The 11,452-nt window shown below is 65.1% G+C and carries 9 protein-coding genes; 3 read left to right on the top strand and 6 right to left on the bottom strand.

The window, feature by feature from the left end:
• Positions 1–204 precede the first annotated feature (204 nt).
• The 6 genes from ABIB95_RS27145 to rpsT form a co-directional block, all read right to left on the bottom strand.
• Complete coding sequence (locus ABIB95_RS27145) at positions 205–2,373, bottom strand: hypothetical protein (RefSeq protein WP_354243755.1); 2,169 nt, start codon at positions 2,371–2,373, stop codon at positions 205–207.
• Positions 2,374–2,479: 106 nt separating this feature from the next.
• Complete coding sequence (locus ABIB95_RS27140) at positions 2,480–3,223, bottom strand: hypothetical protein (protein ID WP_354243752.1); 744 nt, start codon at positions 3,221–3,223, stop codon at positions 2,480–2,482.
• A 121-nt stretch (positions 3,224–3,344) separates the two neighbouring features.
• Positions 3,345–4,481, bottom strand: a complete 1,137-nt coding sequence (gene recF, locus ABIB95_RS27135) for a DNA replication/repair protein RecF (RefSeq protein WP_354243749.1) — start codon at positions 4,479–4,481, stop codon at positions 3,345–3,347.
• A 201-nt stretch (positions 4,482–4,682) separates the two neighbouring features.
• Positions 4,683–5,801 (bottom strand): DNA polymerase III subunit beta, encoded by a 1,119-nt coding sequence (gene dnaN / locus ABIB95_RS27130; RefSeq protein ID WP_014491013.1) that lies wholly within the window; start codon positions 5,799–5,801, stop codon positions 4,683–4,685.
• 280 nt (positions 5,802–6,081) lie between these two features.
• Positions 6,082–7,494, bottom strand: a complete 1,413-nt coding sequence (dnaA, locus tag ABIB95_RS27125) for a chromosomal replication initiator protein DnaA (RefSeq protein ID WP_063980098.1) — start codon at positions 7,492–7,494, stop codon at positions 6,082–6,084.
• Positions 7,495–8,739: 1,245 nt separating this feature from the next.
• A complete protein-coding gene (gene rpsT / locus ABIB95_RS27120; protein ID WP_028151115.1) occupies positions 8,740–9,006 on the bottom strand; it encodes a 30S ribosomal protein S20 in 267 nt (88 codons plus the stop codon).
• A 398-nt stretch (positions 9,007–9,404) separates the two neighbouring features.
• Here rpsT and ABIB95_RS27115 point away from each other — a divergent pair, with 398 nt between their 5' ends.
• The 3 genes from ABIB95_RS27115 (at position 9,405) to ABIB95_RS27105 (ending at position 11,451) form a co-directional block, all read left to right on the top strand.
• A complete protein-coding gene (locus ABIB95_RS27115) occupies positions 9,405–9,722 on the top strand; it encodes a hypothetical protein (RefSeq protein WP_208083689.1) in 318 nt (105 codons plus the stop codon).
• A gap of 168 nt (positions 9,723–9,890) precedes the next feature.
• Positions 9,891–10,547, top strand: coding sequence for a peptide-methionine (S)-S-oxide reductase MsrA (msrA, locus tag ABIB95_RS27110; RefSeq protein ID WP_354243747.1), 657 nt, complete (start codon positions 9,891–9,893; stop codon positions 10,545–10,547).
• A 157-nt stretch (positions 10,548–10,704) separates the two neighbouring features.
• Positions 10,705–11,451 (top strand): polysaccharide biosynthesis/export family protein, encoded by a 747-nt coding sequence (locus tag ABIB95_RS27105; RefSeq protein WP_354243744.1) that lies wholly within the window; start codon positions 10,705–10,707, stop codon positions 11,449–11,451.
• The last annotated feature ends 1 nt before the right edge of the window (position 11,452 follow it).

Genomic DNA, 11,452 nt, shown 5'->3' with positions numbered 1-11,452 from the left:
GGTGGTTTAGTAAGCGGCTTTCTGGCTTTGAGCTATCGTCAACGTGACGGGTACGCGTCATTGGAAGCTCCCTCTTGGAGACGTCAGAACCCTGTTGACGCCTATTCGGGAGGCAATGCCGCAACGCTCTGTTGATCTAGATCAACTTTCCGCCCACGGGTCCGAAACGCCGGCTGCGCGTGGGCGCACCTGCTTCGTCGCACCTCAATACATCTGCAGCGGAAGCACGTCGCCGCTTGGCCCCACCAGGAGGCCCCAGGCATCGCCGGCGGCAACGGTGAGGGTGTCGGTGCGGGCGGGCTGACCGGGCATACGCAGCGCGTACTGGTACTTGCCGGGCGGGAGGTCGAGCATCGGGCCTTTCGGCGATTGCGGGCCGCCGGCGCCGGCCGCGATCTTGATGGTCTGCTTGTTGATCGTCAGCGACGCCTCCTTCGGCCCGATATTGCCGAGCATCAGCCTGGCCTGTCCCGCCTTGGGCATGATGTCGGCCTTGGCCGCTGCCTGCGGATTCCGCTGCACCAGGCTGACCGTTGTCTCCTCCCTGGCGCGGCCGAGCTTCAGCATGGCCGGACCCTCCGGCGAGGTGAACGCCAGCTCCGCCCGCTCGGCGGTAACCGTCGCGCCGTCAGTCTTTTCCTGCCAGCCGCGCTTGGTGAGCTCTGCGCGATAAAAGGCGAGGACATCTGAGAGCTCAGCCGGAATGCTGGCTTCGAGCTCCTTGCGGAAAGACTGATCGCTGCCGGGGAATTTCGTCGAGCTGATCCCGCTCGAGCTGCGCTGCGTCGGCACCGGCAGGGCGGAATCGGGATCGGGCTTCAGCGGCTCGGTCGATTTGGCTTGGATCGGCTTTGCTTCTGCCGATTTGGCCTCAACCGGCTTCGCCGCAGCCACCATGAGGCCCGATCCGGTGCCGCTGACATTCACCTTCGGGCCCATCTGCATCACGGTCATCGAGATCGATTTGCCGGCCTTGGAGAATTCCATCACCGCCATGTTGGGCTGGTTGATGACGGAGGGCTGCTCTTTCCAGCCCGCGTTCTTCAGCGATGCGCGGTAGAAGCTGCCGAGAGCCTTCACGCTCGACGTGGAAGAGAATTCGAGCCGGCCGTCGCCGCCTTCGAACGTCACGCCTTCGGCGGTCTCGGGCAGCGGCACCGGTGTCTTGCTGTCGGCGAGCGCATTGAGCGGCGCATCGGAGAGTCCGGCGGCCTGCACCTTGCGCCGCGCCTCGTCGGTGGCGATGAGTTGCTTGGCCGCACCGAGCGCGTCACCAAGAAATTTCTCATCGGCTTCTTTCTTCGCCTTGGCGCGGGCGGCCAGCGCGGATTCTTTCACCTGCACGTTCAGGCTGATCATGGTGAAATCATATTTGCGGCCAAGCCGCAGCACGCCGGTCTCCTCGGCGTTGGAGACTTTGATCGCGACTTCGTCGCCGGGCGCGAGCGGCGCGCTGCCATCTTCCTGCCAGCCGCGCGCGGCGAGCTCGCGATGATAGAAGGCGAGCACGGCGGGCAGCTCGGCCATCGCGGCGGCCGACATCTCGCGCTTGTTGGAGTCGGCGCTGCCGAGGCCCCTGGCCGTCTTGGTCGGATTCGGCCGCGGCAGGCCGGCAAGATCGCCATCGGCCTTGAGTTCGCCGGGCAGGGCGAACGGCGCCACCCGGATGTCGATATTGGTGCGGCCGTCGTCGCGGCGTGTCAGCGTCAGCATCACCGGCTTCTGCTGGTAGAAGCCGGTGTCCTTGCTGTCGGGGTGCGCGTAGAAGGCGCGCAGGCCGTTGGGAACGGTTTCATCCAGGCTGGTCGTCCAGCGCGCGGCGGTTTCCGGCGTGAGTTTCTGCCAGCCGATCGCGGCCATCTGGCTGGCGTAGAAATCCGACGTCGCATCGAGCGCGCTCGGCGCAATGCAGCCGAGATAGGGCCGGGTCCCATCGAACATGATGTCGCTCGCGCCGTCCGGAAACGGCACGTTCCCGTAGATCCGGTCGGTCGTGTAGTAGACCACGGATTGATCGGGCCGGCCGAGGGCCTGCGTGAAGTGAACCGAAAGGCCCTGCCGTCCCTTCTTGAAGTTCAGATTGGTGCTCTTCTCCTCCAGTGGCCTCACATAGGGCACCCAGCCGTCGGCGCTCAGGAGTTTCTTCACCGCCGGCGACGTCACGGCTTCCGGCGTCGGCATGCGGTATTCGACGCGGTAGGGATCGGGGCGCGAGGTGTCTTCCACGGCGCCCTCGAGCTGCGGCAGCGCATGGACGTCGACGATGCCTCCGTCGGCGGCGGCCGCGATCGAGCAGCTCGCCATCAGGACAAGGCCGCAGGCAAGCAGCTGCCATCGTGCCGGGACTTGGGTCCCGCGCGGGATCATCGACATCGTCACGTCTCCAGGATATCGCGCACGGCTCAGGCGTGCGCATTTGCAGCCTGCGACACCGTCGACGCGGCCTCAGACGAGAAGTCGCGGCAGAAACCCGTGAGGTTCAATACAGCAGGAGCGGCGCCCATGCCTCTCCGTCGCGCCCGACCGTCAGCTCCCAGGTATCGCCGGCGGCGAAGTTGAGGATGTTCGTCGTGGCTGGATGGCCCGGCACGCTCACCTCGTAGGAATATCTGCCGGGCTGCAGATCCAGCGAAACCGCGTAGGCGCCGGCGGCGTGCTTGATGGTCCGGTCGTTGATCGTGAGCGTGGCTTCCGTTTCGCTGATATTGGAGAACACCAGCTTCGCCTGGCCGGGCTCGGGCATCACGTTCGCATTGGCCGCGACAGATGCATTCTTCTGCACGAGATTGACGGCGGTGCTGGCGTCTTTGCGGTCGAGCGCCAGCATGCCAGGTCCGAGCGGGGAGGCGAAGGCGAGCTTGACGTGATCGGCGGAGACCACCGCGCCATCGCGCTGCTCCTGCCAGCCGAGCTTGCTGAGCTCGGTGCGGTAGAAGGCGAGGACGTCGCCGAGCTCGGCGGGCACGGTGGCCTCCAGCCTAGTGCGGAGCGGCGTTTCAACGCCCTTGACGACGGTGGTGTGCGTTCCTCGGTAGCTGTAACGGGTTGGCGCGGGCAGCTTGGCAGCGGGGTCCGGCGTGAGCGCCGACACGAACAGCGGCGACAGATGCGGCACCCAGGCGCTGGCGCTTGCTGCGAGCATGCAGACCGCGAGCAAGAGCAGGCCGCACGCAAACGCCAGCCATTGAGCCGGGACTCGCGCCCCGGTCCTTACCGTCCGCATCTCATTCTCCAAGGGTTTTCGCGCGTGACGTCATTTGCGCGCTGGCGAAGGCCGTGACAGGCATCGCCGCGGCCTCAAAAGGCTAGTCGCGATTGCAAACGGCCGGGTTCAACGGCGCGGTCTATCGCCGGGCGGAGACACGTCCGCTCTCGACGTCAAAGACATCGCCGCCTGCGCCAATGTCGGCAAAGGCGGCGGGGTCGGCGCCGGTCAGCCACACCTGCGCGCCGAGCTTGCGCAGCTCCTCGAACAGCGCCGCGCGCCGGTTCGGATCGAGATGCGCGACGACCTCGTCGAGCAGCAGCAGCGGCACGATGCCGGTCATCTCGGCGACCAGGCTCGCATGCGCCAGCACCAGGCCAATCAGCAGCGCCTTCTGCTCGCCGGTCGAGGCATCGCGCGCCGGCATGCTCTTCGGCGCATAGATCACCTGGAGATCGGTGAGGTGCGGGCCGTCGGTGGTGCGGCCGGCGATGGCGTCGCGCGGGCGGTTGTCGCGCAGGATCTGGCGGTAGCGGTCCTCGACCGACGTCGCGGTCTCGTTGAGCAGTGCGTTCTCCATCCAGCCGTCCAGCGCGATTTGCGCGGACGGAAAGGCGGATTTCTGCGCGCGCGCGTTGAGCATGCCGGTGAGGCGCGCTGCGGTCTGGCCGCGCGTTGCGGCGATCGCGACCGCAAGCTCTGCGGTCTCGCGCTCGATCGCATCACACCAATGGTCGTCGTAATTGCGCGTCTCGAGCAGGCGGTTGCGCGACCGCAGGGAGCGTTCGAGCGCGGAGATGCGGCTGGAATGCTCGCTGTCGATCGCCAGCACCAGGCGGTCGAAGAAGCGCCGCCGCTCGGACGCGGCGCCCATGAACAGCCCGTCCATCGCCGGCGTCAGCCACACCATGCGGATGTGGTCGCCGAAGGCGGTGGCCGAATTGACCGGCTCGCGGTCGATGCGGCAGCGCCGGCTGATCGTGCTGTCGGGGCGCGGCGCGTCGATGCCGGTGCCGAGCGTGGCGAGCCCCAGCGCGCCCTCGACCTGCGCGGACACGGCCCAGGAGCCGTCGCCCTGGTTGTCGGCGACATCTTCCAGCGTGGCGCGCCGCAAGCCGCGGCCTGGCGACAGGAACGAGATCGCCTCGATGCAATTGGTCTTGCCGGCCCCGTTCGGCCCGACCAGCGCCACCATGTCAGCCGCCGTCTCGAGCCCCGCCGCCCGGTAATTGCGAAAATGCGTCAGCGTCAGGCGTTGAATGCGGGAGGGGGTCATCAGTTCTTCGTCATGGACGCGCGTTCTCCCTTCGGGAGCCTGCCGTAGGGTGGGTAAAGGCGCGCGCTTCGCGCGCCGTGCCCAACGTCTTACTGCGACCTGCGTTGCGGCATGGTGGGCACGCTTTCGCCTTCGCTCTTCGAGCTACGGCGCAAGCTTTGCCCACCCTACGGCTTCGATGGATGGTCGAGAGAGCGTCCCTCACACCCGCATCGGCATCAGCACGTAGAGCGCGCTCTTGTCGTCCTTGTCCTGCACCAGCGTCGGCGAGCCGGGGTCGGCGAGCTTCAGCGTGGCGACGTCGCCTTCGATCTGGGCGGCGATGTCGAGGAGGTAGCGCGAGTTGAAGCCGATATCGAGGGCATCGGAGGCGTATTCGACTTCGAGCTCTTCGGTCGCGCTGCCGGAATCAGGGTTGGTGACCGATAGCACCAGCTTGCCCGGCGACAGCGAGAGCTTCACGGCGCGGCCGCGCTCGCTGGAGATGGTGGAGACGCGGTCGACCGCGTTCTCGAAATCCTTCTTGTCGACGACGAGTTCCTTGTCGTTGCCCTGCGGGATCACGCGGCCATAGTCGGGGAAGGTGCCGTCGATCAGCTTCGAGGTCAGCACCACATTGCCGATGGTGAAGCGGATCTTGGCCTGCGACAGCTCGATCGTGACTTCGGCCTCGTTGTCCTCGATCAGGCGCTGCACCTCGCCGACGGTTTTCCGCGGCACGATCACGCCGGGCATGCCGTCAGCGCCCTTGGGCTGGACCAGGTCGAGCTGGGCGAGGCGGTGGCCGTCGGTGGCAACGCCGCGCAGGGTGGCGGCCGTGGCCGTGCCCGCGGCGTGCAGATAGATGCCGTTGAGATAATAGCGCGTCTCTTCGGTCGAGATCGCGAACTGGGTGCGGTCGATCAGCCGCTTGACGTCCTTGGCGGCGAGCGAGAACGAATGCGACATGTCGCCGGCGGCAAGATCCGGGAAATCATTCTCCGGCAGGGTCTGCAGCGTGAAGCGCGAGCGGCCGGCGCGGATCGCCAGCACGGCGCGGTCGCCGTCGGCCTCCAGCACGATCTGCGAGCCGTCGGGCAGCTTGCGCACGATGTCGTAGAACATGTGCGCCGGCACCGTGGTGGAGCCCGCGGTCGCGGTTTCGGCCGGGAGCGTCTCCGTTACCTCGAGGTCGAGGTCGGTCGCCTTCAGCGACAATTTCGCGTTCTCGGCGCGGACCAGCACGTTGCCGAGGATCGGAATGGTGTTGCGGCGCTCGACCACGCGGTGGACATGACCCAGCGATTTCAGGAGTTGCGCGCGTTCGACCGTAACCTTCATTGCACTACTCGCCCGATCCCCAAGGAAACACAACGTTGGAAAAGCCGGGCGGCGGGACGCGCGCCACGGCATCGAAGACCCCGAAAAGCCGGATCATCCAGCCGATATGACCAAAGCCGTCAGGGTCGCGCAAGGTGGCGCGGAAAGCCATCCGTTTCAAGGGATTGGGGGGTGGTTCCCCACGATTTACAGCCCAAAAGGAGGGCGGCCGTCCCGGCAAACGAACACCGCCGCCCAGGCATGGCCGGGGCGGCGGGATAATGGCAGGAGCCTTAGGCGTTTATTCCTGAAGCTGGCGCTTCAGCGACTCGACTTCCTCGGACAGCGCCGTGTCCTTGTTGACCAGCGCCTCGATCTTGCGCACGGCGTGCAGCACCGTGGTGTGGTCGCGCCCGCCGAAGCGGCGGCCGATCTCGGGCAGCGAGCGCAGGGTCAGCGTCTTGGCGAGATACATCGCCACCTGGCGCGGACGGACCACGTTGGCGGTGCGGCGCGAGGACAGGAGGTCGGAACGGCTGACATTATACTGCCGCGCCACCACGCGCTGGATGTCCTCGATCTTGATCCGCTTCGGCTCCTGCGGCCGGACCAGATCGCGCACCTCACGCTCGGCCATCTCCAGCGTCACCGGCTGGTTATTCAGCTTCGAGTGCGCGAGAAGCCGGTTGATCGCGCCTTCGAGGTCGCGGCCGTTATGGGTGATGGTGCGAGCCAGATAGAGCAGCACCTCCTCCGGCACGTCGAAGGTGGCGTGATGGGCGCGGGCCGCGGCGACGCGCGACTTCAGGATGCCATGCCGCAGTTCTTCGCCGAGCGAGCCCATCTCGACCACGAGACCGCCGGCGAGACGCGAGCGCACGCGATCGTCGAGGCTTTCGAGGTCGGACGGTGGACGGTCGGCCGCGATCACGACCTGGCGGCCGGCATCGATCAGCGCGTTCAGCGTGTGACAGAACTCGGCCTGGGTCGACTTGCCCTGCAGGAACTGGAGGTCGTCGATCACCAGCACGTCGATGCCGCGCAGCGCTTCCTTGAAGGCGAGCGCCGTCTGCGTCTTCAGCGCGGCGACGAAGCCGTACATGAATTTTTCCGCGGTGAGATAGAGCACCTTGCGCTCGTTGCCGGAATTGCCGGCCCAGGTCACGGCCTGGAGCAGATGCGTCTTGCCGAGGCCAACGCCCGCATGGATGTAGAGCGGGTTGAACATGACGGGGTCGCCGCGACGCCCTTCGGCGACCTGGCGAGCCGCCGCATGCGCCAGCGTGTTGGAGCGGCCGACGACGAAGCTTGCAAAGGTCAGGCGCGGATCGAGCGGCGAGCCGCCGAGCGCGTCGTGGTTTGCGGAGACCGGCGCAGTCGCCGTCGAGCGCAGTTCCGGCGCGGGTGCGCGGCGTGTTTCGACCGGCGCAGGCGTCTCCTTCTGCTGCACGACCGGGCGCACCGCGGAGCGAACGGTGAGATCGATGCGATGAACTTCCGGCGCCTCGGCCTGCCAGCACGACAGTACGCGCTCGGCATAATGCGCCTGAATCCAGCTCTTCAGGAAGCGCGTCGGCACCGAGAGCCGCACGCTCTCCTCCTGCACGCCTTCCAGATCCATACGGGCGAACCAGCTCGTATAGACGTCTTCGCCTACGTTCGAGCGCAGCCGGCTCTTCACGCGTGACCAGCGATCCTGTTCCGATGTGTTCATCGTCAAAAAACTTCTATTGAGAGATAAAGTTGCGTTGTGAGTGCCATGAAGGGGTCCCGCCAGGATCCTTCAAAGGGCACGACCTCGAGCGATTCCATCGTCGGACACAGCTCCGCCGTTCAGCGCGAACGCCGCGGGTCGGACTGGCGATGTCAGAGATGGAGGGGTCGCGAGGTCAGCGCGTACTCGGCGCTCCGCCACACGCGGGAGGCTGGAGGTTGGGCTGATCTAAACCGGCATCGTTGGAGTAGGTGGCTTGTTTCAATACCGCGTTGAGTCCGTAAGACATGATACCCTCCCCGTCCTGCCGTGATTGCTCACGGCAAGGTCCTGCGTGTCCTGAAGACAACTGCGACTGAAGTCGCCGATGTCCCGCCCGTCTGCACTGTTCGTCCGCTCGGCTACGCCATCACGTGTGTCGCGGTAGTTTCATGACATCTCTCGTTTGCGTCTTGCGCGAGCGGGATCGAAGATCCCACTTGGAGACATTCAGACAAAGAGCTACCGTTCCCATATTGCTATGGGTTTTGAACCGACAATCGCTTGTTGAAGCGTCGCCTACGTGCACACCGCCGCCGATTTGCACGCTCGCCCCGTTTCTAAAACCGCGCTGGTCTTGAGATCGTGGGCGCTGCGGACGACTTAAGGAATACACTATGCGGAAAGACTCGCAACGAAATTGATTCACACTTGAGGCGACTAAAAACTTGACCAGCGTTAACGGCGCGCGGGAGTTGTGCACAGGCTTGCGAGCAAGAGTTTGAATCCGTGCACAGATTCGAAGGCGCCGCGCGTCATGTGACAAATCTCCGCCACCGCCAAAAATTTTTTACAAAAGCGTCACGCGCACGCCTTGCGGGCAATTTTTCCAAATGCTTGTCGGCGCTATGTCGATAAGTGATTATTGAGACACCGCTTTTTGAGTCTCGTTTCGCAGGGTAACTCCATCGCGAACCGGTTCCGGGAAAACTACGGTGTGCAGAACTCTCGCGCGCGCGGATTCAACTTAAGCCCGCCCCGCAGGGGTTTTTCGCAGCGCAGTGAAAGTTTCCGCTGTTGCAAAAACATCCGCCAGTGAAATTACGGGCGCAGCGCAGCGAAGACGACAAGAGTCTTCCAACGGAAGAGTGGTCGCCCAACGACCGCAAGCGTGAATTGTGACAGGCAACAAAAAGCCCGGCGCGAGCCGGGCTGATTGACGAGCGCGATGTCGATCCGATCAGTCGATCGGATGACTCGACGAGCTTACTTCGCGAGCTTGGCGATCTGCGCGGTGAGCCGGGAGACTTTGCGGCTGGCGTTGTTCTTGTGAACGATGTTGCGCTGCGCGGCCTGCATCAGCGCGGGCTCGGCGCTCGCCATCGCCTTCAGCGCGGCGGCGCGGTCGCCGGTGGCGATGGCTTCTTCGACGGTACGCACGGCACCGCGCATCTGGGTGCGGCGCGACTTGTTGACGGCGGTGCGGCGGGCGATCTTGCGCGTCGCTTTCTTGGCGGAAGTGGTATTGGCCATGGTCTCAATATCCTTTGCGGTACCGGTCGCGTCTTGGTCGGGTAGCGCCGGCTGCTTGACCGCTTAATCGACGCTCGGATTTAGGGTGTTCGGTTGCTGGGCTGTTCCCGGAACATGAGCGACGGCCTTGCGGTCGTCTCTGAGGCTCCAAGCCTTTAGAGCTCATGGAGCCTGCAACTGCTCAAAGAACAGCGGCGGCAGGATTGCGCCCACCGCCAGTTGGCGCCCTTATAGAGGGGGTCTGCGGCACCGTCAACGCTTTCCGGGGCTGGAAAACAGGCCCTGAGAGCTCCAGCGCGCGCCGTAACGCCCTGAAGAGGTTGAATTTCTGCCGTCGCCCGGCTATTGGCTGGCGGCATTGCAGAGGTCGTCCGATCGGACGACCATATAGGTGAGGCATGATCCGCGGCATTTTCCGACTGATTGGGCTGTTGCTGCTGGCCGGCGGGTTCATCTTCATGGTCTATGACGGCGCCCGCTGGGTGGCCGACCAGACCCTGCGGTTCACCCGGTTCGGCCAGTTCTGGAACGACATCAACCAGGCCAGCCAGACGGCGTTCCGCACCTGGGTCGAGGCCAAGGCGCCCTGGCTCTGGACCTCGGTGATCCGCCTGGTGCTGGATCAGCCGGTTTTCGCCGTGCTCGGCATTTTGGGCATCCTGCTGATGATTCTGTTCCGCCCGCGGAAACCCTTGATCGGATATTCCCGGGATTGATCTTTCAATTCCCGCCGAGACTGACCCTCGCGTTGACGGCAGCCGTAACAGGGCTGCTCCCTCCTGCGTAGATACCTATATTCCCACCTTGATCGCGAGCGCGCCGCCTGAGCCCTTGGCTTGTTGCATTGGCTCAAGCGACGGACAGCTCGTCTCGGAGAGCCAATCATGCTGTTCATGCGCAAGACCACCGTATTGCCGAGCGCCACGGAGGCGCTGCCGGGCCGTGCGCAAGCCATTCCCACCGCGACCACCCATTTCGTCAACGGCGCGAAGTTGCAGCCGCCTTATCCCGCGGGCCTCGAGCAGGCTGTGTTCGGGCTCGGTTGCTTCTGGGGCGCCGAGCGCAAGTTCTGGGAGCTCGGCGACGGTGTTTACGCGACCGCTGTCGGCTATGCCGGCGGCCACACGCCGAACCCGACCTATGAGGAGACCTGTTCGGGACGCACCGGCCACACCGAAGTGGTGCTGGTCGTGTTCGATCCGAAGAAAATCTCTTACGAGAAACTCCTGAAGACGTTCTGGGAGAGCCACAACCCGACGCAGGGCATGCGTCAGGGCAACGACGTCGGCACGCAGTACCGAAGCGCGATCTACACTTATTCAGATGCGCAGAAGAAAGCGGCCGATGAATCGAAGGCGCTCTATCAGAAGGCGCTTGCCGCAAAAGGTCTCGGCGCCATCACCACCGAGATCGCGCCCGCCGGCGCGTTCTATTTCGCCGAGGACTACCATCAGCAATATCTGGCGAAGAACCCCGCCGGCTATTGCGGCCTCGGTGGCACCGGCGTGTCCTGCCCGATCGGCGTGGGCGTGAGCGCATAAGTTCGCCACGAACAACTCGTCATGCCCGGGACAAGCCCGGGCATGACGGAGTGCGCGGCGCCATCGCATCCGCATTGCCGCGCTGACACCCCCCTCAACGCTTTGTTAACCATAACCGGTGCAAGACTGGACCGTCTCGTTTCGAGGGATAGGTCCTGTGCCGGTTGCACGCGTGTTTCGATGGTCGATCTTGACAGCCTCCTTGGCAGCGTCCGCCGCGCTTGCCCTCGGCGGCTGCATGCAGACCGCCGGTCCCGTCGCGGTCATGCAGCCCCGTGCCGATCTCGATTCCATGGCCTATGGCCAGCCCTATGGCGCACCGCAGCCGGTCGTCGTCGCCGACGGTGGCGGCGCCATCGGCGCGTTGCGCAATTCCTTTGCCTCGTCGCCTGCACCCATGCCGGTCGGCTACGCAGCGCCGATGGCGGCGCCGGTGCGCTACGACTCCTCCTATCATCTCGATGCCGGCGACAGGCTGCGCGTCGTGGTCTACGGCCAGGAAGGCCTCACCAACAGCTACGCCATCGATGCCGGCGGTTCGATCACCATGCCGCTGATCGGCGGAGTGCCGGCCCGCGGCCGCACCCCGGCGGGTCTCGCCGGTGAAATCGCCGCACGCCTGCGCAACGGTTACATCCGCGAGCCCTCGGTCGCGGTCGAGATCGAAGCCTACCGCCCGTTCTTCATCCTCGGCGAAGTCACCGCGCCCGGCCAGTATCCTTATGTGCCGAACATGACGGTCGAAAGCGCGGTCGCGATTGCCGGCGGCTTCTCGCCCCGCGCCAAGCGCGACGTGGTCACCGTCACGCACACCGAAGCCGGCGGCGCGATGCGCGCCATCGTCCCGCTCGGCACTCCCTTGAGCCCCGGCGACACCGTGTTCGTCGGCGAGCGCTGGTTCTAGC

The organism is Bradyrhizobium sp. LA2.1, assembly GCF_040547725.1.
In the GTDB taxonomy this organism is placed as follows: Bacteria; Pseudomonadota; Alphaproteobacteria; order Rhizobiales; family Xanthobacteraceae; genus Bradyrhizobium; species Bradyrhizobium barranii.
The sequence above is the reverse complement of the archived record's forward strand: the minus strand, read 5'-3'. Positions and strand labels throughout refer to the sequence as shown.

What these genes read in the sequence shown, in the direction of transcription:
- ABIB95_RS27145 (WP_354243755.1), bottom strand. Translation starts at nt 2,373, where the DNA reads ATGTCGATGATCCCGCGCGGGACCCAAGTCCCGGCACGATGGCAGCTG.
- ABIB95_RS27140 (WP_354243752.1), bottom strand. Translation starts at nt 3,223, where the DNA reads ATGCGGACGGTAAGGACCGGGGCGCGAGTCCCGGCTCAATGGCTGGCG.
- recF (WP_354243749.1), bottom strand. Translation starts at nt 4,481, where the DNA reads ATGACCCCCTCCCGCATTCAACGCCTGACGCTGACGCATTTTCGCAAT.
- dnaN (WP_014491013.1), bottom strand. Translation starts at nt 5,801, where the DNA reads ATGAAGGTTACGGTCGAACGCGCGCAACTCCTGAAATCGCTGGGTCAT.
- dnaA (WP_063980098.1), bottom strand. Translation starts at nt 7,494, where the DNA reads ATGAACACATCGGAACAGGATCGCTGGTCACGCGTGAAGAGCCGGCTG.
- rpsT (WP_028151115.1), bottom strand. Translation starts at nt 9,006, where the DNA reads ATGGCCAATACCACTTCCGCCAAGAAAGCGACGCGCAAGATCGCCCGC.
- ABIB95_RS27115 (WP_208083689.1), top strand. Translation starts at nt 9,405, where the DNA reads ATGATCCGCGGCATTTTCCGACTGATTGGGCTGTTGCTGCTGGCCGGC.
- msrA (WP_354243747.1), top strand. Translation starts at nt 9,891, where the DNA reads ATGCTGTTCATGCGCAAGACCACCGTATTGCCGAGCGCCACGGAGGCG.